Origin of the sequence: Hymenobacter sediminicola, assembly GCF_014250515.1 — a bacterium.
GTDB lineage: Bacteria > Bacteroidota > Bacteroidia > Cytophagales > Hymenobacteraceae > Hymenobacter > Hymenobacter sediminicola.
The window spans coordinates 1,114,322-1,139,830 of sequence record NZ_CP060202.1 but is presented as its reverse complement, the minus strand read 5'-3'; the positions used below and the strand labels follow the sequence as shown (position 1 = coordinate 1,139,830).

Genomic DNA, 25,509 nt, shown 5'->3' with positions numbered 1-25,509 from the left:
GCTGTTGGCAATTGCGCGTAAGCTGTTAGCTTTCCGCTAGGTTTTTGCACTGCCTCGTATAGTTTATCCTGCTACCCCCTGCTGCCCCTACAGCAAACAGCTCTTCCCCAATGTCCCGAAAAGTCCTCATCAGCGGTGGCACCGGCATGATTGGCACGCGCCTCGCCGAAATGCTCATTGATGCCGGTTACGAAGTGGCCCTGCTCAGCCGCAAGCCTGCAACCAGCCACTACCGTAGTTTCCGCTGGGACCCAAGTGCCGGCGTGATTGATGAAGCGGCCGTACGGTACGCCGACTATATCATTAACCTGGCCGGCTCCAGCGTATCGGAAGGGAAATGGACAGATGAGCGCAAGCGCGACATCATGACCAGCCGCCTTGGTGGCACGGCTTTGCTGGCGCGTGAACTGGCCAAGCCAAACCACCATGTCCGCACGTTTATTTCAGCCTCGGCCATTGGTATTTATGGCGACAGCGCCGACCGGGTAGTAAATGAGGAAACGCCCCCCGCTCCTGCCGATGATTTCTTGGCTGACGTATCGCGGCAATGGGAACTAGCGGCCCTTGATGTAGACAAGCTGGGGATTCGCACGGTTATTTCGCGCATTGGCATCGTGCTCAGCCCTGAAGGGGGCGCGCTGGTACCACTGGCCCGTACTGTAAAGATGATGGCGGGTGCACCGCTGGGCTCGGGCCGACAGTTTATGTCCTGGATTCACCTGGATGACCTGTGCCGGTTGCTGATTCAGATGCTGGAAGAGCCGCAGTGGCAGGGCACCTACAACGCCGTGTCGCCGCACCCGGTCACAAACCAGGAATTCACCGAAACCTTGGCCTCGGTACTTCACCGCCCGTTAGTGCTGCCCAAAGTGCCGGAGTTTGCCCTGAACCTGATGATGGGCGAGATGAGCGAGATTGTGCTGGCTTCCCAACGCGTCAGCGCCGAGAAGGTGTTGCGCCAAGGCTTCACGTTCGAGTATCCGCATCTGAAGGCGGCCCTAGAATCGTTTTACGGGGAGGAATAAGCAGCGTAGATGCGGATGCTTTTGCGAGTGCCGTTGGTATTTCTGCTGTTGCTGCTCACGCACTTTAAACTGCCAGCTGTACTACCGTCCCAACTTCGCCCTAGTTGGCAGGCACCCAATTAATCAGGAGCGGCTGCGCTTTCGGGGCCTTTCTGCGGTAGTTGCGGCCGTGCTGTTAACGGTCTTGGTTGCGCTCCGCCGGAGCCATTTCGCCGTCCTATGCAACCGTCAGCCGAAGAATAGGCTCCTGCCTATATGAAGAAAACCTTACTCCTGCTGGGTGCCACTGTGCTGCTTTCTTCGGCCACCTGCTGCCGTAAAGACAACGACATTCCGGAGCCGGCTGCCCTCCCCGCTGCTTGCCTGCTCGTGCCTGATCAGGGCATGTGTAACGCCGCCATGGTGCGCTATTATTTCGACCCGATAGAAAAAAAGTGTAAGCCCTTCACTTGGGGAGGCTGCAATGGCGTAGTACCGTTCGTTACGCTCCAAGAGTGCCTCGACTGCGGCTGTGAGCGGTAGAACTAACTGTCTATAAACTATCCGGTACCGCTACGGCGCCACTATTGAGGTTTTCCAGCAAATTGTCCACCACAATGGAATCGACTGGCTCTACGCGACGCCGTGGTGCTTCCGTGACGCAGACATACTTACGCGCAATCTTGCCAGGGTATTTCGGGAATGGCCCCATGGTGATGCCTAGATCCTGGTCTTGGTAGACTTTCTCCATGAATTTGCCAAAGATAGGCAGTGCTGTGCGGCCCCCTTCGCCTTGCTGTGAGCCCTGAAAGTGGATGCTCCGGTCTTCGCCGCCCACCCACACACCGGTCACGAGGTCTTTGGTCACGCCCATATACCAGCCATCGGAGTAGTTGGAGGTGGTGCCGGTTTTGCCACCTATCTGATTGTTTTTCTTCCACAGCTCGTAGTCCCACAGCGCCTGTGAAGTGCCGCCGGGCTCTTCGATGCCGCCTTTCAGCATGTAGAGCATCAACCACGCCGTTTCCGACGGAATAGCGCGCCGCTGTTTGGGGTCGAACTGCTTGATGACGTTACCGTTGCGGTCCTCGATGCGCGTTACAATCAATGGCTCCGACTGAAACCCCTGATTCACGAACGTGCTGTAGGCATTCACCATTTCGTACACGCTCACGTCGCCGCCCGAGCCCAGCCCAATGCTGGGCACCGACAGCAGCGGGCTCTTGATGCCTACTTTGTGGGCATACTTGGCCACGTTTTCCCAGCCTACCCGCTCCGTGAGTTGAGCCGTTACGGAGTTTACCGAGCGAGCCATGGCGTGCCGCAGCGTCATGTTGCTGCCGGTGTACTCACGGGTCACGTTGTCGGGCTTCCACTCCATGTTCTTGCCATTCTCCACATACTTGATGGTCACTCGCTCATCCCGGATTCGGTCGCAGGGCGAATAGCCGTTATCAAGAGCTGTGAGGTAAACGAAGGGCTTGAAGGTGGAACCAGCCTGGCGGCGGCCCTGCTTCACATGGTCGTACTGGAAGAAACGGTAATTGAGGCCACCAACCCAGGCCTTGATGTGGCCCGTGAAGGGGTCCATGGTCATCATGCCGGCGTGCAGGAAGTGCTTGTAGTACGCCAGCGAATCGAGTGGGGAAAGCAGAAGTGTAGTGTCACCGTCGCCTTTCCAGGTAAATACCTTAGTAGGATGTTTGGCATTGAGAGCCGCTTCCAACAGGTCGGGACGGCCTTTGTAGCGGGCGGCTAGTTCCTTGTATTGCTCCGTGCGCTTCATCTGGGTTTCGATGAAGTTGGGAATCTCCTTTCCATCCTCATCTACCCACGGATTGGAGTCCCGATTGCGCCAGAAATTGTCGAACTGCTTTTGCAGCCGTTGCATCCGGTCCTGCACCGACTCCTCGGCATACTGCTGCATCCGTGAGTCGATGGTTGTATAGATTTTCAGGCCGTCACGGTACATGTCGTAGCCGTTTTTCTCGCACCATGCATTCACAAACTGGCTTACGGCACCTCGGAAGTAGGTAGGCGGGCCATCAATATGCTTTTCTACCTGGTACTTCAGGGCAATAGGCTGCTGCTGCAAGCCAGCTACTTCGGCTTTGGGCAGAAATCCGGCCTGCCCCATACGCGTCAGCACTAGGTTGCGGCGCTTCAGGGCGGCTTCGGGATGGAAACGGGGGTTGTAGGCCGTGGGATTGTTGAGCATACCCACCAGCATAGCCGCCTGGTCGGCGGTGAGGCTGTCGGGCGAGGTGCTGTAGAAGGTTTTGGCAGCTACTTTGACGCCGTATGCCTTCGAGCCGTATTCAACGGTGTTGAAATACATCCGCAGAATTTCCTCTTTGGTGTAACGCCGCTCCAGCTCCACAGCGGTCAGCCACTCCTTGGTCTTACTGACCAGCGTGCTTACCACCGGAATATAGCCCAGGCCACCGCGCGTTTCGCCGCGGCGGGTGTTATACAGGTTTTTGGCAAGCTGCTGTGTGATGGTAGAGCCGCCGCCGCTCTTATTGCCGGTGATGACGCCGGTAGCAGCACGGGCCAGCGCCGTCAGGTCGATGCCGGAATGGTCGTAGAAACGGATGTCTTCGGTAGCAATAAGCGCCTTGATGAGCAGTGGCGACATCTTGCTCAGTGGCACTGGCACCCGGTTTTCGCGGAAATACTTACCGATAAGCACTCCATCGGCAGTATAGATTTCGGAAGGTTGCTCCACCTTCGGGTCCTCCAGTTCCTCCAAGCTCGGCGACTTGCCGAAGAGGAACATAAAGTTCATGCTGACCAAGATGGGATAGAGCAGGAAAGTACCTACGCCAACCACAAAAAGGGCCCAGAATGCCCGCGCCAGGCGGTTCGACCAAGGCCGGCGTGGCCGGGGGGTAGCAGGGGTTTTCGGAGCTTTCGGAGCGGACATGCAGGGTGGTTTGTTCAGCAGGCTTCCGGAGAAGCAGCCAAAGGAACCACAAATATACCAGATAGGTGCCGTGCAAAACAGCACGCCTCTGGCCGGCAGCCTGCCATATGCAGTCCGCTAACTATTTGCAATGATCTGTTCGGATGAGCTTACAGGGTCGCCAGCAAATCAGCTCCCTGGCCCGACCATAGCATCATGACGGAGAAAATGGCACCCAGCATCACCAGCAGCAGGAAGCTGGTGACGGGCACTACGCCTACTAGCCGCTGCCGGCGGACAGCCGCCGATGGGGCCCGTTCCTGCCAGGTAAGGATGGTGGCTAATGCCGCTACGGCTCCGCCACATACCAAAAGCACTATAAACGTAAGGAAGCACTGAAGCAACATAAACTACACTAGCAAAAGGTGGGGCAGGCCTAATAAGCGGGTCAGGTACTATGCAAGACCGGTAGAGCGGCCAGAAGGCTTCTCTGCATAACCATTTATTTTCTGCTTATCCCAACATTTTGCTGTTTTGTCCGTAGCGGCGGCACATTTCTGCCTACATGGCTTCTTACAGCAGTATCATCAGGCCTAGCGCTAGTAGTAGGAGCAACAGGCCAGTGGCACCAGCGGCGGCCAGATACCACAGCAGGCGCCAGCCCGAATGCTCCAGACTGCCTGCTACTCGCCACAGCCACCATACGCCCAATAGTGGCACAGCCAAGGCACAGGCCGCCGCCATGCCTCGTGCCACTTGTACTGCAGTAGGTGTATTAGGGAAAAGCTCTTTCTCCAGCTTGATACTGAAGAAAGCGCCCACAAGTAGGCCCAATACCCACCAAAGGGAAGTAGGCAGCAGCCTGAGGGCACGGGCGGCAAAAGCTTGAAGTTCGTTCATGATGAAGCGGAACAAGGAGAAACGCCCACAGGCTCTAACCGAAGAAACTGTCGCCATCAGCACGGGGCTCGAACTCGAATGACACTTGAGAAAGCAGTAGTAGCAACACCAGTATAAGCGCCTGCACAATCCCTATTAGGAGCAGTACAGCGGCACCCGCCCGCAGCACTCCACGCCAGGCATCGTCGGTAATGCGGCGAGCAGCAGCCTGCCGCATCAGGTGGCTAGCCAGAAATGGGAACAGCAGCATGCTCGGAATGCCAAGCCATAGAATCAGCAGATTAATAATCGGGAAACCGTAGCCTGGGGAGGGCAGCAGCTTGCTCGCGACGATACTCAGCCCGCCCAGCACCGAAACCCACCGGAACAGCCGCTCTGCTATGGTGGCATCGGCTGGCCACATCAGGTGGCGCCAACTCATATAGGCTGCGCGCTTTCCTGCGCCTCATAAAATCCTATCTGGTCGCGTAGTTGCTCCACTTGCTGCGTAGCGTATTCCGTGAGGCTCCAGTGGCGGACTGGTAGCGTGTGCCGGCCCCGGCGGAAGTGCTCCGTGAGTTCCGGCCACAACTCCGGCGTAAGCAGCGCTAGAGCCAGAAACCCGATGCAGGTAATGGAATAGTCGCCGTTGCCGAGCATAAAGGCTTTCAGCTTCAACTCGTCTTCCGGGGTCATATCATAGCCGAGCAACACATGCTTGAGGTCGTGATTTTCATAGTGAGGAATCAGCTGCAGATTGTAGCGGGCCAGGATGTCGGCTACGCCGCGGCCCAGCGTGCCGGGCGGCAACGCTTGTAACTGCGTCAGCTGCACCTTTGTGTTGTTGCAGCCATACAGGCGCTGAAAAATCGGAATCAGAAATGACGTGCGGGCGTGCTCGATGGTGGTGCGCGCCAGGCGCTGATACGGATTCAGCGAGGGGGTTTTGGGAGTAGGAAGCATGATTATGTAAAAGCTGGAAATGATACACGAAGCAATAGCCGAGGTCTGCGGCAGCAGGGCAGTCAGAGACCTTGGAAAAGCCCTTCGCTGGAACCGCTAAAAGCCACGGCTAGCAACCCGATAAACCCTAGCAGAAGCACCCACGCCGCATGAAATACCAGGCAGAGCAGCAGCACAAGGGTGCTGGTAGTATCGGGGCGCGTGCTTTTCCATAGTGGCCGGGTTGCCCAACGGAACACACTATAGTTGCTGCCCAGCACTAGTAGCGCGCAGGTCCAGTAACTGTATAAGACTTGCGCAACCAGCCGGTATTTTGGGGCTTCCTGGAGCGGCCACCAGTCCATATTCCACACCCACAGCACCGCGCATACGGCTACCAGTACACTCAGCGCATGTCCCGCCGAAGGCGCTCCTTGCGGCCGGGGCTGCCAGCCCGATTGCAGCATTTCATCTGGCACGATTTCCATAGAGCAGCAGAATTAGAGGCTAGCCAACGCCTCCGCTCCTTGCGGCGACCACAGCATCATCAGAGAGAAAATAGTACCCAGCAACACCAGCAGCAGCACGCTGGTAGCGGGCAGCACCGCACGCAGTAGGCGTAGGCGGCGCGAATCGGGGTCGGCGGCGCGCTCCTGCCACGTTAGCAGAACGGCCAGCGCTGCCACATCACCGGCACAAATGAGCAGCGCCACGAGAGTAAGCGAAAGTCGGAGAAGCATAGCTTGCGAGGAATAAATCAGGTGAAATAGTAGCCGGTTATTGTGCCAGTTCCTGGTAGGCCTGCCAGTCGGCGTAGTTGTAGCTAGGCCAGTTGCGGGCCTGCTGCGCGGCACGGAAATCCTGGAGGCGCTGGCGCAGGCGTTTGGCCGCTTCGGTAGGCTCCAGCTTGGTCCAGGTGCCATCGTAGATTTCGTGCACGAGCTGGCGCTGGGGCAGCACATCCTGGTGGGCGGCGAGTATAGGCAGCACCCGGTCGGGCATATCGAGCAGAAAGCCGTAGTCGAGAGTTTGCAGCTCGGGCCGCAGGTTGTAGCGCGCAATCCAGATTTCCCAGTTTCCCACCGCAAAGCCCAGCAGCAGCGCATATGCAGCCAGCGCATTCAGGCGCACCAGCGAATAGGCCGAGCGGCGCTGCCAGATTTTGAGCAGCACGGTTGCGAGACCAAAGAAGGTCAGCAGCAGAAAGCCATACACCCCGATGCGCTTATAAGCCAGCCCTGTGTGCAGAATGTAATAGTAGTTGCGCAGCCCCACCGACACGGCCAGTACGGCATTTTGCAACACCCATACCGTGGCCAAGGTGCGCAGCAGTGGTAGGCCAGCTTGGTAAAAGTTGAGGTTGCAACGGAAAAACCACAGCACAATGCCCATGGCCACCAGAATGCTCAGAATCAGCACATAGGTGCCCTCGTGCACAAATTGGGTGAGGTCGAAGCCGGGGGCAGGCTCGAAGCCAAACCACAGCCAATTGATATCAATGGCATTCACGGCGAGCAGTAGCACATTTACGAGCACCAGCAGGCTCAGAGCAATCAGGTACTCCTTGCGCAGATCAAGCGCCCGGAAACGTTGCTCGCGGAAATCGGGGCGGCGCACGGCAAAGGAAGCTACCCGGTCGCGCTGCCGCTGAATGAACTCGCCGAAGCGTGACTCACTATCGGCGAAATAATGAACCGGCACGAGTACCAGCGCGGCTCCGGTCAGGCACAAGCCCAGCAGGAAAAACAGCAGATGCGGCACCGAGAACTGTGAAAACAGCAGATCCAGCCACTTACCTACTATGTCCAGAACCTGACTGGCCGCGGCTTCATAGCGTGGATTGGCAATGAGAAACAGTACGTGAAACACACCCAGCGCCAGCAGCGGCACACCCAGCAGGCGGCCATAAAACCAGGCGCGGTTAGCGCGGCCTCCTAAGTTGCCTGGCAGCCGCAACAGGCGCAGCAACCCCGGTACCGCCTGCGCTCCACTACCCAGCGCGGTGCCCAGGGCATACACTACCAGTTTCAAATGCGGCTGGTTTACGTAGCCGAGCCACACCGCCAACGACGCCACACACGCCAAACGAGCCGCTCCGGAGCCATACCAAGCCACTGCTACCGCACTCAGCAACGTGCCGGCCAGCGTAAGCCAGAAGTATCTGGAGCGCCACTGCGGTGCATGCCGCGGCAGCCCGGCCAGCACTACTCCTACCACCAGCAGCGTGTAGAGCAGCATGTTCAGCGCCATCCGCTCGTGCCAGAACAGCAGGTCGAAGAGCACGGCCCCGAGCGGCAGCGCCACTTTCTGCAGAGTAGTAAGCGTGAGACGAGGCGCTGACAGTGTAGCATCAGGCGCAAATCGGGAGCCCGCAACCGGGAGGGAAGTATTCATTGCTCTGGGTATTAGATGATGTTTTTGATGGTTTCGGTAGTAAGCGGCAGCTAACTGGCCAATGCTTATTTGCAATTCAAAAGAACTTTGTATTTCAAAGTTAAAGGGCAAAAAAATTAGCTCCCCCCACGTAGAAGCTTTTCCAAAGCTGCCAAATGATCCTGAAAAGCGCCTTTGCCTTCCGTAGAGGCAGTGTAAGTCGTATTGGGTTTCTTGCCGACAAACTGCTTGCTGACCTGCACATAGCCTGCTTTTTCTAGTGCGGCTACGTGGCTGGCGAGGTTGCCGTCGGTGAGGTCGAGGGCTTCTTTAAGTTCATTGAAGCTTACAGCATCATTTGCCATTAGCACGGCCATCACGCCCAGCCGCACGCGGTGGTCAAAAGCTTTATTGAGCGTGTGAATGACGTGTTTCAAGGATGCTGATTGGTTGTCGATTGATAGTTGTCAGGTGCTGGGGGAAGGCTGTGGCTGAGCGACCATCTTCCGTCAGTACCTGCTGCGCATCATCCGCCTTATTTACGCTCGTAGCGGTTGTACATCAGCAAGCCGTAGCCAATGTGTCCTAGCCCGAACCCGAGCGCAAAGAACAACAATCCAGCCCCCGGCAGCAACATTGCAACCAGCCCAAGTGCTATCTGTGTGAGGCCCAGCGCCCTGATTTCGTCGAGAGTGTACTTGCTGGCATTGAGCAAAGCTAGGCCGTAGAACAGTAGCAGCCCCGGTATCACTAGGCTCACGGCCCCACGCACGAACAAAGCCAGGCAAAATAAGCCGCCCGCCACCAGCGGAATGGCCAGGCTGAGAGCCAAGCGGCGGCCCATGCTGTTCCAGAGCCCTGTTCCCGTCCGGCGGGCGCGGCGCAACGTGAAGAAAATAGCCACGGCTAGCGCTGCCCCAATCATGGCGGCGGCCAGCGCCATCAGGTAGGGCAGCACCAACGTGCGCTCCTGCTCGGTACTTTCCAGCAGCCGCAAATACCCCCGGTCGCCGTATTCGTGGCGCAGAAACCAGTGGCTGGCACCTGCCCCTACTAGAGCTACTACGCCTGCCCCTACCCCGCTCAGGCCGCTAAGCGAAATGAAGCGGGAGGAACGCTCCATAATGGCGCGAATCTCGGTGAGTTGGACTAATGGATCTACGGCAGGCTTCGTCATGTCTAAAAAGCACTTTGTATTGCAAAGCAAAGTAAAGTTTTTCGCCTTCGCAAGCACTAGCCTATATTTATTCTATGAAACCCGACTCCTGGACGCTGGCCAAGCGACACTTTTGGCTTTCGTGGTGGTGGGGAATGCTGCTCTTAGGAGCTATTTTCCTGCTTTTCTTGTCGTTTTACTACAGCACCAACTGGCTGTCCCGCTTATTCGAGGAGCTGCTCTACACGCTTGTTATTCTATTCCTGCTCGCCGGACTGCCGGCCTTACTGGGCAATCTGGTGCGGCTGCCGTTGATGCGCCGGGTGTTCCGTGAGGCAACTTCCACTGCCGGGCTGCTGCTCGGTACGGCGCTGGTATTCGAAGGAGCCGTAGCGGCTTTCTGGGGATTCTGGCAGTTGTATCGGCAGTCCGGCCTAAGCATTCCTTTCATATTTGACGTTCCAATAATGCAGCGAATGGAAGGTAGCCTAGTTCTGTTTTTCGGCCTGAGCTTGCCGTGGCTGGTAGCATCGGTGGCAGCGGCGTGATGGCTGGGCCTGAGCCAGGTGGGCGTGGCGCGGCGGGCCGCTGTCAGCTGGTAGTGGCCTATCTGATAGTAAGTGGCCCTTTTTTTGTGCTGGGTTGTCTTCAAGTAGTTTCCCTAACACATTCCCTACTCCTATAGCTGACATGCTTACCCGAATAGCGCGTACAACGTATTTCGCTCTTTTTGCCTTGCTTGGTGCCAGTAGCTGCAAAAAGGAAGAACCTGCTTCCCTGGAAGGCCGGTGGAATCTGACCAGTGCCACGCTGCACTACTATGATGGCGCCGACAAACGCATTTATGTGCAAAAGAGGACACCAGCCCCTTCTGTAGCCCCGATGGCCATAGCGTCTTCTTCCATAATTAATTATCACACGCCCGATACTCGCTATGCCCCGCTGGTGTTTGCGCAGCAAGGGCGCCAGCTAACCTTCTACTTTCAGGAAGGCGTCGGCATTCCGCTAGAGGAGCGTATTGTGCTAGGCTTATCGGAGAAAAGCCTGACCATACGCTGGCGGCATCGAAGCGCTGCAAACGGCACGTATGTTATTGAAGACGACTACTACAGCCGGAAATCCGGCTACTGAGGCCAGCAAGAGCTTTCTGGAATTCATCTGGCGGCTTGCTGTAGCGCACAGCCGCGCCGGTTGGGTTCTGCGTATGTTCGGGGGTGAAACTACGCCTCCAACTGTTCGAGTTTGAAGACCTACCTTGGTTCCCGGCTGTTGTGCGGGCCGGCATGATGGACTACCTGCGCTTCATGATTTCAGCGCTGGGCACCTACCAGCCTATTGTGCCACTGCTGCGCGAGGCCCTGTTGAAAACCGGCCGCGCGACTCACCTGCTGGAGCTATGCGCTGGCGCGGGTGGCGGCACCGAAGGCGTGTTGCGTAGTCTGCGCGAAAACGGTCTTCCAGATGCCCAAGTCACGCTCACTGATCTGTATCCCCAGCCGGTAGCCTGGCAGCTGCTATCGGCCCGCACTCCGGGCCTTTCTTTCGAGCCTGCAAGTGTAGACGCATTGGCTGTACCGCCCGAACTGGGTGGTTTTCGCACGGTATTTTCGGCTTTTCACCACTTCGCGCCACCGCACGCGGAGGCGCTACTGGCGGATGCCGTGCGGCAGCAGGCCGGAATTGGGGTATTTGAAGGCGCCGGGAAATCGTGGCTGGAAATTCTCCTGGCCTGGACCGTGCTGCCCGTCGCACAGTTGCTTATCACTCCCTTTATCCGGCCTTTTCGGCTCAGCCGACTGCTGTTTACCTATGTAGTGCCGCTCATTCCGCTGTTTACTATCTGGGACGGGACGGTTTCTATACTGCGCATGTATCCGCCGGAGCAACTATTGGCCCTGGCGCGCCGCGCCGATCCGGAAGGCCGTTTCGAGTGGCAGGCGGGCAAAGTCCGCCACACCTGGGGCCCGCAGGTAACCTACCTGATTGGGGTGCCAGCGAGTAATTAGTAATTGATAATTAGTAATGAGTAATTGGGGCTTCTTTGAAGCCGGGCACTGCGTCAGCAACTCCAAACGGGTTGCTTGGCCTGCTTGCTTCACCAAACCGGGCTTCATCCTCCCTAATTCCGCGTTGCTACTTGCTACTACCTAACTACCGCAAAGCCCTCCCGCTGCTGCGCATTCCGTTTTCTGTGTACCTAATGCCCATTTTCTGGTTTGGGCTGAGTGCCCTGCGGGAGCCGATTAGTGGGTGGCGGGCCGGAGGCGCGTTTGTGGTGCTGCACCTGCTGGCTTACCCGGCTTCTAACGGCTATAACTCCTACTATGACCGGGACGAAGGCAGCATTGGTGGTCTGCAACACCCGCCCAAAGTATCGGTGGAGCTGCTGCATCTGGTGTATCTGTTCGATGGGCTGGCCGTGCTGGGCGGCGTGCTCCTGAACCCGTGGTTTGGCCTGCTGGTCGCCGTCTATCTGCTGGTTTCGAAAGCCTACAGTTACGAAGGTATCCGGCTCAAGAAATACCCACTACTTAGCACGCTGGTGGTGGTAGTATTCCAGGGTGCCTTCACGTTCCTGATGACGCAGGTGGGCGTTGGGGCTTCCTGGGATGCCATTGCAGAACCTACCAACCTGCTGCTGGCCCTTGTGAGCAGCCTGTTTCTGTGCGGTTCCTACCCGCTTACACAAGTGTACCAGCACCAAGAGGATGCTCGCCGGGGCGACCGGACACTGAGTCTGTTGTTGGGTATCCGCGGTACGTTTGTGTTTGCAGCTATTGGCTTGCTCACGGGCGCGGCCATGCTGGCGTATGCGCTGTGGCTGCGCCAGGAAATCAGGCATCTGCTTATTTTTCTGGTGGCTACCGGGCCGGTCGTTTTTCTGTTTAGCCGCTGGGCCTGGGCGGTGTGGCGCAACCCATCTGCTGCCGATTTCGAGCATACCATGCGCATGAACCAAGTATCATCAGTGTGCCTGAGCGTGGCTTTTATTCTGATGCTACTCTGGTAACATGGCCGCCTCCTTCCCAGTTGCTACTCAACACAAATGAAGCAAACCGCGTATTGGCGGCAGAAACTATCAGCTCTGTCTTGCCATGCGTACCGCGTTACTTTTTCCGCTTTTCGGCCTGTTGGTTGCTTGCTCCACGCCCGATACGCGGCAGGCCCCACCAGCCTCCGCAACTACGCCCGATACCGTAACGCGGCTGGAGCCGATGGATACCGCCCGGGCCCGCGCCACCACACCGCAGTCCGATACGCTCAAAACCGTCCGTAGCCGCCATGTATTTTCTGCGCCGGCTTCTCCGGATGAATTTCGGCTGACGTTGCGCGGCAAGGACGTGCTAACCGGCGAAATCACCTTCACCATCACAGACGCTGCCGGCCAGGTTATCTTCCGCGAAATACTTACTCCTGCTGATCTGGAAGCCAGCATGGTGAATGAGATGAAGACACCAACCGTCACTCCTGCGGAGCGCGAAGCTTATATCCGGCGCCGCATGGATGAGTTTTTCGCCGAAAAAAACTTCCGCAAGCCCGCTCTGGCCGCCAAAGATACCTACCAGGAAGGCGGTGCTGACCGGGCAACGTGGGAAGATATCCAGAAACGTCCCGATGCGGTAGGGTTTGTGTATCTGGTAGGCAAGGAAGACCGGCGGCGCATTGCGTATTCGCCCCGCACCAAGCAGGTGGTGCAGCTACCCGGCCTGGGCAGCTAGGTAAGTTACCAGTTATGAAAAAGGCGTCTTCTCTACCAATAGAGAAGACGCCTTCTGTTTTGCAAGCGTAATAATTTACTCTGCCTGCTCTAGCGCCTGGCGAAGCCCTTCGGCAAACGTTTCGTACGGCTGATAGCCCCGCGCCAGTACATACCCTTGGCTCCCAACCCGCAGAATGGCGGTAGGAAACCCCTGCAACCCAATTTTTGCTACTGCAGCAAACTCTTGGCGTGTAGCCAGGGCGGTTTCCGGCAACGTGAGGCGACGCAGAAAGTCGGCCCCATCAACACCGTACGCCGTAGCTAGTGGCAGGTAGGTTTTCGGTTCGTTCAGGTCGGCCCCGTCGCGGAAATAGGCTACCTGGATGTCGTGTGCGAAGCGGGCCGTCTGGCTTTGGTTGAGCTGGCGAAACACGTTGATAGCCCAGCTGGGCGGCTCCGAGTCCTGCACGTAGCTTCCCTCCTCGCCCAGCGCCCGAAACGCAGCCCCGAACTCTACACCGGTAACACGCTCCACCTGCTGCAGCGCACCGCTGATATACTGCCAGTCGTGGCGGATAGGGCCTACCTGCTCGCCTAGCACCATGCCGCCGCACAGCACCGACACATCAAGCTGCCCCGCAAACTCCTGCTGCACCCGCTGTATCACCGGGCTCATGCCATAGCACCAGCCGCAGAGCGGATCAAACAGGTAAAGCAGTTCGGGACGGTCGGCAGGCTGGTGTTGGGGCATCGGAAATCAATTGTTGAAATGAGTAAACAAAAAACTGTCATCCCGAACAGCGCGAAGGACCTTACCACACATAACGATTGTCGCAATAACAGTTCGTTTTGTCGTGAGGTCTTTCGCTTTGCTCAGGATGACAGAATCAAGTAGGCAACAGAAGGTAATTACCCGTTCATAGCCAGCAGAAATTCGCTGTTGTCACGGGTACCTTTCATGCGGTCTTTGAGGAACTCCATGGCTTCAGCGGGCGTCATGTCGGCCATGAATTTGCGCAGCACCCAGATACGGCTCAGCTCTTCCTTGCTCATAAGCAAGTCTTCGCGGCGCGTACCGGAAGCCGGCACATCGATGGCGGGGAAAATGCGCTTGTTGGCCAGTTTGCGGTCCAGCTGCAGTTCCATGTTGCCAGTACCTTTGAATTCCTCAAAGATTACCTCGTCCATCTTGGAGCCGGTTTCGATGAGGGCGGTGGCAATGATGGTGAGCGAGCCACCGTTTTCCACGTTGCGGGCCGCCCCAAAGAAACGCTTGGGCTTGTGCAGTGCATTGGCATCTACACCACCCGAGAGAATCTTGCCGGAAGCGGGCTGCACCGTATTGTAAGCCCGCGCCAGGCGCGTAATCGAGTCGAGCAGAATCACGACATCGTGGCCACACTCTACGAGGCGCTTGGCCTTATCTAGCGCAATGCTGGCAATTTTCACGTGGCGGTCAGCGGTTTCGTCGAAGGTGGAACTGAGCACTTCGGCTTTCACCGAGCGGGCCATATCCGTTACTTCTTCCGGGCGTTCATCAATCAGCAGAATCATCAGGTACACCTCGGGGTGGTTTTCGCTGATGGCGTTGGCAATTTCCTGCAGCAGCACCGTCTTACCGGTTTTGGGCTGCGCCACAATCAGGCCCCGCTGGCCTTTGCCGATAGGGGCAAACAGGTCTAGGATGCGGGTGCTGTACTGGCTTGATTTGGTGGAAAGCTTCAGGCGCTCTTCCGCGAAAAGCGGCGTGAGGCTGCTGAAAGGCACCCGGTCACGTGCTTCTTCCACGGCCCGTCCGTTGATGGTCTCTACGCCAACCAGTGCAAAATACTTCTCCCCTTCACGCGGTGGACGAATAGTGCATTTCACCGTGTCGCCGGCTTTCAGCGAGAACTGCTTCACCTGCTGCGGCGCCACATAAATGTCGTCGGGCGAGGAAAGGTAGTTGTAGAACGGGCTGCGCAGGAAACCGTAGCCACCATCGGGCATCATTTCCAGCGTGCCCTCGCCCTCTATCACGATATCAAAATCGTTGCGGGGACGCTGCTGAGGCTGTTGTTGCTGGCCGCCTTCCTGGCGCTGCTGCCGCTGCTGCTCCCGAGCGGCGTAGCGGTCCTCACGGCGCTGCTCCCGGTCAGGGCGGTTGCTGTCACGCTCTGGGCGAAGGCCATCCCGCTCCGGACGGTCTGTGCGGGTCTGGTCTCGCAACGGGCGGTTTGGGTCCCGCTCTGGGCGGTCTGTACGAGGCTGCTGGTCGGGGCGTAACTCGCGCGGAATATCCGTCGGGCGAGCCACGTCGCTGCTACCGTTGCGCAGGTCCCGTCCGTCGCGGCCTTCCCGCTCACGGGGCTGGTCACGTAGCGGCCGTGGCAATGATTCCTGGCGCTCGGGGCGGAAAATGCGGGGAGCGGGAGCCGTTTCGGTGGCAACAGTTTCAGCAGGAACTGCTGTTTCTACTACATCAGCAACTACTTGGGCTGGTGATGCCACAGCAGTCAGCTCAGCAGCCTGGGAAGGCATAGCTGCGGCCGATTCTTCGGCAGCGCCGGCAATGCGGCTGCCACGGCCCGTATTCTCCCGGGTCCGGCGCTCAGGCCGTTGATATGGCTTTACCGGGCGCTCGGCAGCAACTGCAGGCTCAGCGGCTACCTCCGTAGCAGGAGCAGCAATGAGTGCGGGTGCCTCTACCGGAGCGGGTGCTACCAAGGGCTCGGCAATAGGTGCAGATGGCTCAGCGGCTACAGTAGCAGTTTTGGCGGCCGGCGCTTTGGCAGCGCGCGAGCGGACCGCAACGGGCCGTGGGGCCGGCGCAACCGCAACATCGGCAGCTGTTGTTGGGGCGGCTACGTCAGAAAAAGCCGGCTCCAGACGCGCTTTGGCAGCTGGTTTTACTTTAAGGGGAAGCTTGTCGGCAGGCAATACGGCCTGCTGATCGAGAATCTTATAAATCAGATCCTGCTTGCTTAATTTCTTGAAGTTGCCAACGTTGAGTTCTTCCGCAATTTCTTTCAGATCAGAAAGCAAACGGTCTTTTAACTCTTCGATAGTGTACATAAGGGCAATGAGGGGGAGGAAAAATCAGGCGGAAGCACAACCAACAGCGGCACATTGCCGCGAATGTGGCAATGCCCGGGAGCCGCAGCAGCGGCATTCAGCACGGCAGAGAATCGAAAAGGGTGGTAATGGGCGGGTGGTGCTGGAAAATAACCGCGGGCCGGACAGATGAAAATCATCGACGGGCCCGGCATCAGCAGCCGGCTTACTAGCGCAATGTTAGCGTAATACGGCCGAACTGCCAAACCGGAATACGGATTTTGCAGATTCTACGAATTTCAAAGTATTTGTTTCCCCTCCAATTCCTGTCTGGCAGACCCGGCAATGCGGAAAGTGGTTGGAGCGAGTGACTTGAGAACGAACGAAGGGAAGATTTGGTTGGCGGGGCCAGCAGCATAATTTACCGGCTGAATATACAGCAGCCGTAGAATCTGCGAAATCATTACTCTACTTTTGCCGTGTTACATCCTGCGTTTTCTGCCGTTATGCTGCAAGTTTCTGTCCTGAAAGAACACACCGAGGCCGTGCTGGCGGGCCTGGCCAAGAGAAATTATAAAACTGCCGAAGCCGACGTGCAGGCCATCCTGACGCTCGACCAGCGCCGGAAAGATCTGCAAACCTCCCACGACTCGGCTCAAGCGGAGGCGAACGAGCTGGCCCGGCAGATTGGGGGCCTCATGAAAGCCGGCAACAAAGCCGAAGCCGAGGTTTTGAAGGCCCGTACTGCCGAACTGAAGCAACACACCAAAGCGCACACCGAGGAACTGATTGAGGTAGAGAAAGAGCTGCAACAGACCCTCTACAAGCTGCCCAACCTGCCCCATAGCAGCGTACCAGCCGGTTTTTCGGCCGATGACAACGAAGTAGTGCGGGAAGTAGGCAATAAGCCGGAACTGTATGCGGCCGCTAAACCGCACTGGGACCTGATTGAGCAGTACGACATCATTGATTTCGCCCTGGGCAACAAGATTACCGGCGCGGGCTTTCCGGTGTACAAAGGCCAAGGCGCCCGTCTGCAGCGTGCCCTCATCAACTTTTTCTTGGACGAGGCACGTAATGCCAGCTACACAGAGATTCAGCCGCCGATTCTGGTAAACGAGGCCAGCGGCTACGGCACCGGTCAGCTACCCGATAAGGAAGGTCAGATGTACCACGCCACCGCCGACGACCTGTACCTGATTCCGACAGCTGAGGTTCCCATCACAAACCTGTACCGCGACGAAATAGTGCCCGTTGACCAGCTGCCCATCCGGAATGCCGGTTACACGCCGTGTTTCCGCCGGGAGGCTGGCTCCTGGGGTGCGCACGTGCGCGGCCTCAACCGCCTGCATCAGTTCGACAAAGTAGAAATTGTGCAGATTACGCAGCCGGAGAACAGCTACGAGGCGCTGGAAGGCATGGTAGCCCACATCGAAGGGCTGTTGCAGAAGCTGGGCCTTCCCTACCGCGTGCTGCGCCTCTGCGGCGGCGACATGGGCTTCACGTCCGCCCTCACCTTCGACCTGGAAGTGTGGAGCGCCGCTCAGCAGCGTTGGCTGGAAGTCAGTTCGGCATCGAACTTCGAAACCTACCAGGCCAACCGCCTGAAACTGCGCTACCGCACCGAAAACGGCAAACCGCAACTGCTGCACACGCTCAACGGCTCGGCTCTGGCCCTGCCCCGCATTGTGGCGGCCCTGCTCGAAAACAACCAGCAGGAAGATGGTATTCATCTGCCGGAAGTGTTGCACTCTTACTGCGGGTTCAGCAAAATCGGTTAGAATCTTATTCTCACCACTAGCTATTCGGCTTTCAGTAACAGAAAAGCGCCTCCCATTGGCAGTGGGAGGCGCTTTTCTGTTCGAAAGGATTTGTTGAATGGGAAGTAGCAATATGCCTACCATGTAGCCTCAGTACTCCGCCATTTGCTCGTCGACGTAGCACCACACCCACTGCTCGCCAAGCTCGGCGGAGGCAACTACCGGATGCTGGGTAGCATGAAAATGCTTGGTTGCGTGCTTGTTCTTGGAGTCGTCGCAGCAGCCGACGTGGCCGCACGTCTGGCATGTGCGCAGGTGTACCCAACGGTCGCCGAGGGCGACGCACTCGGGGCAGATAAGCTGATCCGGTACCAAGAGGTTGTCGGCATCAAGCGCCGACAGATGAGCACAAAGAGCCATATCAGTAAATTCTAGGCGGAAAAACCAGTATCGGCCGGCACCAGCCGCGTGACGATGCGCAGACTATTGGTCAGGGTTTTCTGCACCGGGCATTTCTGCGAAATGAGCTCGAGACGCTGGCGCTGCTCTTCGGTAAGGGGACCTAACAGGCGAAGTTCCTTCTGCACTTCTTCCAGCATGTGGCCGGGCTGTTCGCACTTTTCGCAATCTTGCTCATGCACGCGCTGGTGGCGCAGGCGCACTTCAATGCCCTCGAGCGGCCACTTTTTCTGGGTGGCGTAGAGGCGTAGCGTGATGGCCGTACAGGCCCCCAGCGCCGAAAGCAGCAGGTCGTACGGAGTTGGGCCCCGGTCTTGGCCGCCAACTTCTACGGGCTCATCCACAAACCACGTGTGGCGGCCGGCCTGCACATCGGCCAGCAGCGCCTCCGGACCGACTTTTACCAGTACAGATTTCTCAGGTGCCTCCAGCATAACTTAGGCCTGAGGCATGTTGAGTTTGTGCATCAGCTCGTCATTGATGGGTTCGGAGTAGGCCCCGAAGGCGCTTACCAGTAGCCCTTTTACTCCCTGGTTGGATTCAATAGCGTATAGCACGTTTTCGTCGCCTGGGTCGGTTTCGCCTTCGAAGCGGTAGACCTCACGCACCTGAAAATGCTGCGGGTACAGCTCCAAATCGAGGCCGGGGCAGTGCAGGTAGTCGTTGGTGAGGTTGAAATCTTGGTCGTAGCCGCGCTGCTGCAAGTCGTGCATGGCTTCGCTGAGGGTGTCGTAGGAATAAAGGCTCATGGGCAGAAAAGCTAAATCTGAAACAGAAGATAGCGCAATTCTACTATCTGGCATCCAGATTCAGTGCTAACCCGCCGAATTACGGATGCCTTAGCTACCGGCCATCGTGCGCGGGCGGCAAACCCAGATTGAATTGGATGTCGCGCATGCATTTGAAGTGGCCTTGCGGGCACTTCGCGTAGCCTATTTTAGAGCATGGCCGGCACGATAGGCCTTGCACCTCCAGCACCCGAAATTCGGTGCGGTAAGGGTACATGCCGAACTCGGGTACCGTGTTGCCCCAGATGCTGAAAATCTCCTTCCGAAATGCCGCCGCAATGTGCATCAGGCCAGTATCGTGGCTTACTACCAAGCTGGCCTGCTTCACTAATGATGCCGACTGATTCAGGTTGAATTTGCCGCAGGCATTGTAGATGACAGTGCTAGGTTGGCCGCCAGGTACTTGAGCCGGGAAGTAGTACGGACTATCTGGAATGCGGCCCTCGGCGGGTGGCGAAGCGGCGGCCCCCTTATCGAAAGCCAACTCGATGATGTGACCAGTACTCTCATCCTCAGGGCCACCGAGCAGCACTACCGGCCGCCGCAGCAACCCGCATAACTCGATGATGCGCTCTACGGGTAGCCGCTTGGTAGCGTGCTGCGCCCCAATAGCAAACGCCACGTAGCCGCGCTGAAATCCAGCTGGCAGCGCAACAGTGAGGTCTACTTCGTCCTGAGGCGGAATAAAATAATCCAGCCCTTCACCATCGTTTTTCACGCCCAACGGTGCGGCAGCAGCCAGGTATCGGTCTACGATGTGGATGGGCGGCAGCGTGTTTATTTTCAGATTTACGAGCAGCCATTTACGGCCGTTCAGCTTATCGAAGCTGGCCGACTTCACGCCCAGTTGCGCTTTGAGCAACGTGGTGCGCAGGTTGTTATGCAAATCCACTACGAAATCGAACTGCTCCGCCTTCAATTCAGCCACTAGCTCGCGTAGTGAGCCAGTGAGGCAATGTACCTTATCGACGTAGGGGTTGGCAGCCATGATGCCGCGGTAGCTGGGCTTGGTACAGAAATGCACCACCGCGCCTGACACCTGCTGCCTCACAGCCCGCACCACGGGCGTGGTCAGCACAATGTCGCCGATGGAGGAAAAGCGCAGAATCAGGATTTTCATGCGTCTCTCCTACCCAAACAGCGAATCCTGGAACTCCAGCGGCGGCTTGATATTGGCTTTGCGCTGGGCGAAATAATCAGCTACTTCCGCGGCCGTTTTGGCGTTGAAGGTCATCTCGCGGGTCAGCCCGCCTTTGCGGCCCATAAACACGCCGTAGCGCATATCGGCGTAGCCGTTGGTGTGGTGCGCGTCGGGATTGATACTAAGTTGCACGCCCTGGTCTAGTGCGTAGTGCACCCAGCGCCAGTCCAAGTCGAGGCGCCAGGGGTTGGCATTGATTTCGATGATGACGTTGTGCTTGGCGCAGGCGTCGATGATGGCTTTGTGGTCGAGGGGGTAACCTTCGCGGCGCAGCAGTAGGCGGCCCGTAGGGTGGCCCAGCATGGTGGTGTAGGGGTTTTCGATGGCCCGCAGCACGCGCGTGGTGGCTTTGCGCTCGTCCATTTTCAGGTTGGAGTGCACCGAGGCGACAATGAAATCGAAGGTTTCGAGCACCGTCGGCGGGTAGTCCAACGAGCCATCCGACAGGATATCCGACTCAATACCCTTGAAGATGCGGAACGGCGCCAATTCCTGGTTCAACTCATCAATTTCGCGCTGCTGCTGGCGCACCCGCTCCGGCTGCAGGCCGTTGGCGTAGTGTGCCGCCTGCGAATGGTCGCAGATGCCGAGGTACTCGTAGCCGTTGTCGCGCAGGAAAGTGGCCATTTCGCGCAGGCTGTGGCTGCCGTCGGAGTAGGTGCTGTGGTTGTGCAAGGAGCCGCGCAGGTCACTATCTTCCAGCAGATGGGGCAGCTTATTTTCGCGAGCCAGCGGCAATTCCCATAGGCCTTCGCGCAGCTCGGGCTCCACGTATTGCAGGCCGGCGCGCTGGTATATGTCCTGCTCTGAGGCAAATTGTTCCCGTTTCAGCCACTGGCGTAGCGTGGCGGGTTGGCCCGGCTGGTTTTCTTCGGCCAGCGCGCCGGTCAGGTGCTCCTCAGCCGCCGAGTTCAGCAGCAATTGATTTACGAAATCCTGCGGAGCCACCAGCAGCACTTCCACCTTCACGCCCGATGCTGTAGCCGTACCTCGCCACGCAAACGGGCCGCTACGGCGTGGGTCAGTAGTCAGGCCATCCAACGTATTGAGTAGCGCGTGCACAGCCGCAGGCTGAGTTGTGGCGGCCACGAGGGCTACATTTTCGATGGTTTCGAGGCGGCGGCGCACTTCACCAGCTACGGCGGCTTGCTCCACGCCGGCCACAGCTTGGAGGCGGCCCAGTAGGTCCTCGGCCAGCTCTTCGGCCTGCGGATACAGCAGCTTGCCGCGGCTCTGGTCCGTGAATTCGAGGGCCGCCAGAATAGCTTCCTGCGTTTTCTGGCCGAAGCCTTTGAGCTTGCTCACCTCGTCGTTCTGGGCGGCTTCGCGCAGCTGCTCGGGCCCTTCGATACCCAGTTCTTTCCACAGGCTGCGGATTTTCTTGGGGCCAATGCCTTTCACCTTCAGCAGCTCTACCACGCCAGGAGGCGTAGCGGCCAGCAGGCGCGTCAGTTCATCAAACGAGCCGGTATCGAGCATTTCGGCCACTTTGGCGGCGGCTGTTTTGCTCAGGCCAGTGCGGTCGGGCAGGCCATGCCGCTCGATGTCGGCCACCGGTACACTGAGCTGTTCCAGCGCGTTGGCGGTGCCTTCGTATGCCCGGATTTTAAACGGATTTTCTTCGTGCAGCTCCATCAGCTGGGCCGTCAGGCGGAAGGCACGAATCAGGGCGCGGTTGTCCAAAGGGGTAGAACGTGAGGGTGGCAAGGATAGCAGGTAAAGGTACGGGCAAAGTTGTAGCTTGAGGACGCAAAACTCCTGGCAGTTGTGGCAGCGTATACCATACCACTGGTTTCGCTGCTACTTTTGCCTGCCGTGGCCGGTAGTTGAGCCGGCAGTTTGTTTCACTTCTCAGCCTTGTACTGTATGCGTTTGTTCACTGTTTTGGCCGTGCTGTGCGTGGCGTTGCTGGCGGCCACTTGCCAACCCGGCACCAAAGCCGCTACCAAGCTCAAGCAGTTGGAGCGCACATGGCTGCACGCCCACGAAGAAGACCAGGGCGACGTGCAGGTGTACCGGCCCAATACGTACGCTTTTCCGCCCTCGCGCGGCCGTACGGGCTTCGCCTTTGAACACAATGGCATATTCACCCAGTTCGACATTGCGCCTACCGACGGCTTAGAAGGCCACAAAGGCACCTGGGCTGCAGAAAACGACCATACTCTGCGCATCTCCCTCGATGATAAGAAAGACCCCGACTATCAACTCGAAATTGTGTCGCTGGAAAACGATGTGCTGAAGGTGCGGCGTATAGAGAAGTAAAGAGCGGCTGGTGGTGGTGAAGCTGCACACCGTAAGTTTGCCTACTCTTTGTCTTCACTTCACTCCCTTCGTTTGAACTACTGGCTCGTCAAATCCGAACCTGAAGCCTATTCCTGGGCCGACCTTCTGCGCGACGGCGGCACCGACTGGACCGGCGTACGCAACTACCAGGCCCGCAACTTCCTCCAGCAGATGCAGCCCGGCGACTTGGTGCTCTATTACCACAGCGTAAGCGAAAAGCAGGTGGTGGGTATAGCCGAAGTAGCAGCCCCGGCCTCCCCCGATGCCACTGCCGAAGCCGGAAGCGGCTGGGTGGCCGTGCATCTGAAACCCCAACATGCGCTGCAGCAACCGGTTTCGCTGGCCCGTATCAAGCAAGATGAACGCCTCAACCAGATTGGGCTACTGCGCCAGTCGCGCCTGTCAGTGATGCCGTTAAAAGCCGCAGAATTCGATACGATTCTGGAGTTAGGCGCATAAGCTGGCGGCTGCGGTGTCGAGCTTGGTTTTTCCTGAAACCAGACGTGACTTTGCGCCTGCTTCGCCGTATCTTACTGAACCCTGTTGCGCCCACAGCGCAGGGCTGCGGTTATGAAACACCTCGTCCCACTCCTGCTACTGCTACTGCTATTTCTGGCGGGTACTGCCCGGCATGCTGATGCCCAGCAGAGCACGCCGGCAGAATCGGCCTACGCTCCTACGCAAGCGACCCGACTTGAACTACCGCTGGAACTGTACTCCAGCGACGTGAACGTGCAGCCTATTGCGCAGGACAGCAGCGTAGTAGTAATGGTGAAACAGGACGGCCCTGGCCTGCGGCACGATTCGTTTGCGCTGCAGAAATACGACTACCGCCTACAGCCGCTCTGGAATGTGGCGTTGCCGGTGCCTCATGAGTATGAGCTGCAGCAGATTTGCGCCGAGGGCACTACCGTTTACTCGCTATTTCAGTCGGATCATACGCAGCACCGGCTGTGGGTAGCCACCGTGGATGGTTTCGGCCGACAGCTACGCACATATGAGTTTGACACCAAGCTGACCCGCGAGATATACGATATAAAGGCCTTGGCCGGCAATCTGTTCGTGACCGTGCTCGTGGACAATCACCTGACTATTCTGCTACTGGACTTAGCTACCGGCAAGCATCAGTTTCTGCCCTCTGTATACGAGCCACTGCCTGCGCAGCTTTCCTTCTTGGCCGACTCGGCCGCTCAACGGGCCGAGTTTGTGATGAGCCAGACCAACGGCTACAAAATGCGTCTGCAACTCAAGCAACTGTCGGCGCGGGGTATGCTGCTGCGCTCCGAATTTGTGCAGGCAGAAAGTGAGCGGGGCCTGATTTCGGCCCAGATCAGTCCGGCAGCTGATTCAACTGCTGGCCGGTTGCTGGCCGGCACTTACACCCTGCGCGACCCGCGCTATTCTCAGGGCCTATTCGCGGCCGACCTTTCGGCGGGCGTTGCGGCCAACGGCTCGCGCCGTTCTCTGCGGTTCTATGATTTTGCAAACCTGAAGCACTTCTTCGACTTTATGAGCCCTGGCCGGGCGCGACGCCTGCGCCAAAAAAGCGAGAAGATGCGTGCTGCCGACCGGGTACTGCGCCTGCGCTACCGTACGCTCATCCACGACCTGATTCCGTTTGAAGATGGCTACGTAATGGTGGCAGAAGTCTATTTTCCGTATTACCGCCACAATACGTACGGTGGGCTGTACAACCCTAGCTACATGTACAACCCGTACTACTATTCTGGCTACGGCAATAGTAACTGGAGCCGGGGCAGCCGGGGGTTTGACGGCTACCGCATTACGCACGCGCTGGTCTGCGGCTTCGACAAGCGGGGAAATCTGCTCTGGGACAACACGTTTGTGCTGAAGGATGTAGTGCGCTACAACCTGAGCGAGACCGTACGCCTCTGCGTGCTACCCGATGGGCACCGCTTAGCTATGGCCTACCTCACCGACGACAAGCTGAACTACAAAATCATTGACCGGACTGCTCCTTCGCCCAACGACTTGCACGTAAATCTGAAAACGTCATCGTTGCCGACTGCGAAGGAGAAAGCCACTACTACCAGCAACGAAGGGCTTGTTACGTGGTATGGCAACCGGTTTTTGGCTTATGGGTACCAGCACGTACGGGCCGGCCATGCCCCCGACCGGGAAGTGTTTTTTCTCAATGCTATCGGGTTTGAATGAGGTGTAGCACAGCTAGCAGGCAGCACATCCTACGGAAAGCAGAATGGGGTTCATGGAAGCTAAGTAGCTAGACGCTGGTAGCCAAAATGCTGGAAACAGCGTTTAACATACCTCATTGTCTACGTTTACTTCTCTCCCATCACCTTTTCTCTCTCCAATCCTATGAGAATCCGTACGTTTCTGTGGCTGCCGCTGGTAGCCTTATTGCTGCTCGCAGGTTGCCGCGCTGCTGGCCCTGGCAATCCGGCCCGCACAGTCGCCGAGTTTTTCAATAAGTATGAGAACCGCTCCGGCTTTAAAGCCACCGACTGGAGTGCTGGCCTCACGACCCGTATCCTGCTGGGCCGCCTCGGCAGCCTGGGCGGCGAAAACGACCTCACGCAGGCCCTGTCATCAGTACGCAGTTTCCGGGTGCTGACATTTGCCCCAACCAGCAATAGTGCCGAAAAGCTGGTATCGGAAGGCCTGGTAAGCGAGGTAAACGGCTTGCTGGCCAATGAGCGGTATACGCCGCTGAGTGCTGGTAGCGACAATGTCCGCTATGCCACCCGGCAGCAAGGCGACCGGGTAACCGAAGTAGTTGCAACCAGCAGCGTTTCCGGTGTCCCCGACTCGTTCATGCTGATGTCTATCGGCGGCAATTTCACGCAGGAGCAACTGGCTCAACTGGTCAAGATCCTGCCGAATGTAGCCGACATGACTAAGTAAGAGTCAGCTTGTTTGACCTAGTAAAAAGGGCCGCTTCCTCATAAAGGAGCGGCCCTTTTCGTATGCCTGCTATCCGGTTGCAGTTACGCTTTCTTCGTCTCCGGCTGACTCTCTATACAATTCGCCACAGTGAAGACCAGCAC

At 57.7% G+C, this 25,509-nt stretch carries 29 protein-coding genes; 12 read left to right on the top strand and 17 right to left on the bottom strand.

The window, feature by feature from the left end; genetic code table 11:
• Nucleotides 1–110 precede the first annotated feature (110 nt).
• The gene (locus H4317_RS04895; RefSeq protein WP_185889031.1) at nt 111–1,025 is read left to right on the top strand and encodes a TIGR01777 family oxidoreductase; all 915 of its coding nucleotides are present in this window, start codon (nt 111–113) and stop codon (nt 1,023–1,025) included.
• A gap of 255 nt (nt 1,026–1,280) precedes the next feature.
• A complete protein-coding gene (locus tag H4317_RS04890) occupies nt 1,281–1,547 on the top strand; it encodes a BPTI/Kunitz domain-containing protein (protein ID WP_185889030.1) in 267 nt (88 codons plus the stop codon).
• A 10-nt stretch (nt 1,548–1,557) separates the two neighbouring features.
• On the opposite strand, the gene H4317_RS04885 is transcribed toward H4317_RS04890, so the two are convergent.
• The 10 genes from H4317_RS04885 to H4317_RS04840 all read right to left on the bottom strand — a co-directional run bounded on the left by H4317_RS04885 (nt 1,558) and on the right by H4317_RS04840 (nt 9,280).
• Nucleotides 1,558–3,930 carry a transglycosylase domain-containing protein gene (locus H4317_RS04885; RefSeq protein WP_260625824.1) on the bottom strand — a complete coding sequence of 791 codons (2,373 nt, stop codon included), beginning with the start codon at nt 3,928–3,930 and terminating at the stop codon, nt 1,558–1,560.
• A gap of 149 nt (nt 3,931–4,079) precedes the next feature.
• Nucleotides 4,080–4,316, bottom strand: coding sequence for a hypothetical protein (locus H4317_RS04880; RefSeq protein ID WP_185889029.1), 237 nt, complete (start codon nt 4,314–4,316; stop codon nt 4,080–4,082).
• Nucleotides 4,317–4,482: 166 nt separating this feature from the next.
• The gene (locus H4317_RS04875; RefSeq protein ID WP_185889028.1) at nt 4,483–4,809 is read right to left on the bottom strand and encodes a hypothetical protein; all 327 of its coding nucleotides are present in this window, start codon (nt 4,807–4,809) and stop codon (nt 4,483–4,485) included.
• Nucleotides 4,810–4,843: 34 nt separating this feature from the next.
• Nucleotides 4,844–5,230 carry a hypothetical protein gene (locus H4317_RS04870; RefSeq protein ID WP_185889027.1) on the bottom strand — a complete coding sequence of 129 codons (387 nt, stop codon included), beginning with the start codon at nt 5,228–5,230 and terminating at the stop codon, nt 4,844–4,846.
• Nucleotides 5,227–5,751 (bottom strand): hypothetical protein, encoded by a 525-nt coding sequence (locus tag H4317_RS04865; RefSeq protein ID WP_185889026.1) that lies wholly within the window; start codon nt 5,749–5,751, stop codon nt 5,227–5,229. The genes H4317_RS04870 and H4317_RS04865 overlap by 4 nt, the downstream gene beginning before the upstream one ends.
• Nucleotides 5,752–5,813: 62 nt before the next feature.
• A complete protein-coding gene (locus tag H4317_RS04860) occupies nt 5,814–6,218 on the bottom strand; it encodes a hypothetical protein (RefSeq protein WP_185889025.1) in 405 nt (134 codons plus the stop codon).
• A gap of 12 nt (nt 6,219–6,230) precedes the next feature.
• Entirely contained in the window at nt 6,231–6,470 is a 240-nt protein-coding gene (locus H4317_RS04855; protein ID WP_185889024.1) for a hypothetical protein, read from the bottom strand.
• Nucleotides 6,471–6,507: 37 nt separating this feature from the next.
• Nucleotides 6,508–8,124: a DUF4153 domain-containing protein gene (locus H4317_RS04850; RefSeq protein ID WP_185889023.1), complete on the bottom strand. Its 1,617-nt coding sequence runs from the start codon at nt 8,122–8,124 to the stop codon at nt 6,508–6,510.
• 116 nt (nt 8,125–8,240) lie between these two features.
• Complete coding sequence (locus tag H4317_RS04845) at nt 8,241–8,540, bottom strand: winged helix-turn-helix domain-containing protein (RefSeq protein ID WP_185889022.1); 300 nt, start codon at nt 8,538–8,540, stop codon at nt 8,241–8,243.
• Nucleotides 8,541–8,638: 98 nt separating this feature from the next.
• Nucleotides 8,639–9,280 carry a hypothetical protein gene (locus tag H4317_RS04840; protein ID WP_185889021.1) on the bottom strand — a complete coding sequence of 214 codons (642 nt, stop codon included), beginning with the start codon at nt 9,278–9,280 and terminating at the stop codon, nt 8,639–8,641.
• 74 nt (nt 9,281–9,354) lie between these two features.
• Between H4317_RS04840 and H4317_RS04835 the strand changes: the two genes are divergently transcribed.
• From H4317_RS04835 to H4317_RS04815, 5 genes are all read left to right on the top strand, one after another.
• On the top strand, nt 9,355–9,807 hold the full coding sequence (locus tag H4317_RS04835; protein ID WP_185889020.1) for a hypothetical protein: 453 nt from the start codon (nt 9,355–9,357) through the stop codon (nt 9,805–9,807).
• A 142-nt stretch (nt 9,808–9,949) separates the two neighbouring features.
• Nucleotides 9,950–10,390 carry a hypothetical protein gene (locus H4317_RS04830; protein WP_185889019.1) on the top strand — a complete coding sequence of 147 codons (441 nt, stop codon included), beginning with the start codon at nt 9,950–9,952 and terminating at the stop codon, nt 10,388–10,390.
• 83 nt (nt 10,391–10,473) lie between these two features.
• The gene (locus H4317_RS04825) at nt 10,474–11,265 is read left to right on the top strand and encodes a class I SAM-dependent methyltransferase (protein ID WP_185889018.1); all 792 of its coding nucleotides are present in this window, start codon (nt 10,474–10,476) and stop codon (nt 11,263–11,265) included.
• A 131-nt stretch (nt 11,266–11,396) separates the two neighbouring features.
• On the top strand, nt 11,397–12,269 hold the full coding sequence (locus H4317_RS04820) for a UbiA family prenyltransferase (protein ID WP_185889017.1): 873 nt from the start codon (nt 11,397–11,399) through the stop codon (nt 12,267–12,269).
• Between the two features lie 85 nt (nt 12,270–12,354).
• Nucleotides 12,355–12,978: a hypothetical protein gene (locus H4317_RS04815; protein ID WP_185889016.1), complete on the top strand. Its 624-nt coding sequence runs from the start codon at nt 12,355–12,357 to the stop codon at nt 12,976–12,978.
• 75 nt (nt 12,979–13,053) lie between these two features.
• Here the strand turns inward: H4317_RS04815 and H4317_RS04810 are convergent, their stop codons facing one another.
• Both H4317_RS04810 and rho read right to left on the bottom strand, forming a co-directional pair.
• Nucleotides 13,054–13,710 carry a DsbA family protein gene (locus H4317_RS04810; RefSeq protein WP_185889015.1) on the bottom strand — a complete coding sequence of 219 codons (657 nt, stop codon included), beginning with the start codon at nt 13,708–13,710 and terminating at the stop codon, nt 13,054–13,056.
• A gap of 158 nt (nt 13,711–13,868) precedes the next feature.
• Nucleotides 13,869–16,013, bottom strand: coding sequence for a transcription termination factor Rho (gene rho, locus H4317_RS04805; RefSeq protein ID WP_185889014.1), 2,145 nt, complete (start codon nt 16,011–16,013; stop codon nt 13,869–13,871).
• 485 nt (nt 16,014–16,498) lie between these two features.
• Here rho and serS point away from each other — a divergent pair, with 485 nt between their 5' ends.
• The gene (serS, locus tag H4317_RS04800) at nt 16,499–17,773 is read left to right on the top strand and encodes a serine--tRNA ligase (RefSeq protein WP_185889013.1); all 1,275 of its coding nucleotides are present in this window, start codon (nt 16,499–16,501) and stop codon (nt 17,771–17,773) included.
• Nucleotides 17,774–17,902: 129 nt separating this feature from the next.
• Here serS and H4317_RS04795 read toward each other — a convergent pair whose 3' ends face one another.
• The 5 genes from H4317_RS04795 to polX all read right to left on the bottom strand — a co-directional run bounded on the left by H4317_RS04795 (nt 17,903) and on the right by polX (nt 21,883).
• Nucleotides 17,903–18,172, bottom strand: a complete 270-nt coding sequence (locus H4317_RS04795; RefSeq protein ID WP_185889012.1) for a UBP-type zinc finger domain-containing protein — start codon at nt 18,170–18,172, stop codon at nt 17,903–17,905.
• Nucleotides 18,173–18,183: 11 nt separating this feature from the next.
• Nucleotides 18,184–18,645: an OsmC family protein gene (locus H4317_RS04790; RefSeq protein ID WP_185889011.1), complete on the bottom strand. Its 462-nt coding sequence runs from the start codon at nt 18,643–18,645 to the stop codon at nt 18,184–18,186.
• Nucleotides 18,646–18,648: 3 nt separating this feature from the next.
• Nucleotides 18,649–18,960 carry a phosphoribosylpyrophosphate synthetase gene (locus H4317_RS04785; RefSeq protein ID WP_185889010.1) on the bottom strand — a complete coding sequence of 104 codons (312 nt, stop codon included), beginning with the start codon at nt 18,958–18,960 and terminating at the stop codon, nt 18,649–18,651.
• Between the two features lie 94 nt (nt 18,961–19,054).
• On the bottom strand, nt 19,055–20,119 hold the full coding sequence (locus H4317_RS04780) for a glycosyltransferase family 9 protein (protein WP_185889009.1): 1,065 nt from the start codon (nt 20,117–20,119) through the stop codon (nt 19,055–19,057).
• Nucleotides 20,120–20,128: 9 nt separating this feature from the next.
• Nucleotides 20,129–21,883 carry a DNA polymerase/3'-5' exonuclease PolX gene (gene polX, locus H4317_RS04775; RefSeq protein WP_185889008.1) on the bottom strand — a complete coding sequence of 585 codons (1,755 nt, stop codon included), beginning with the start codon at nt 21,881–21,883 and terminating at the stop codon, nt 20,129–20,131.
• 183 nt (nt 21,884–22,066) lie between these two features.
• Between polX and H4317_RS04770 the strand changes: the two genes are divergently transcribed.
• The 4 genes from H4317_RS04770 (at nt 22,067) to H4317_RS04755 (ending at nt 25,366) form a co-directional block, all read left to right on the top strand.
• Nucleotides 22,067–22,462 (top strand): hypothetical protein, encoded by a 396-nt coding sequence (locus tag H4317_RS04770; protein ID WP_185889007.1) that lies wholly within the window; start codon nt 22,067–22,069, stop codon nt 22,460–22,462.
• A 72-nt stretch (nt 22,463–22,534) separates the two neighbouring features.
• Nucleotides 22,535–22,942, top strand: coding sequence for an EVE domain-containing protein (locus tag H4317_RS04765; RefSeq protein ID WP_185889006.1), 408 nt, complete (start codon nt 22,535–22,537; stop codon nt 22,940–22,942).
• Nucleotides 22,943–23,053: 111 nt separating this feature from the next.
• Nucleotides 23,054–24,658, top strand: a complete 1,605-nt coding sequence (locus H4317_RS04760) for a hypothetical protein (RefSeq protein ID WP_185889005.1) — start codon at nt 23,054–23,056, stop codon at nt 24,656–24,658.
• A gap of 162 nt (nt 24,659–24,820) precedes the next feature.
• Nucleotides 24,821–25,366: a DUF4252 domain-containing protein gene (locus tag H4317_RS04755; RefSeq protein ID WP_185889004.1), complete on the top strand. Its 546-nt coding sequence runs from the start codon at nt 24,821–24,823 to the stop codon at nt 25,364–25,366.
• Nucleotides 25,367–25,509: the final 143 nt, after the last annotated feature.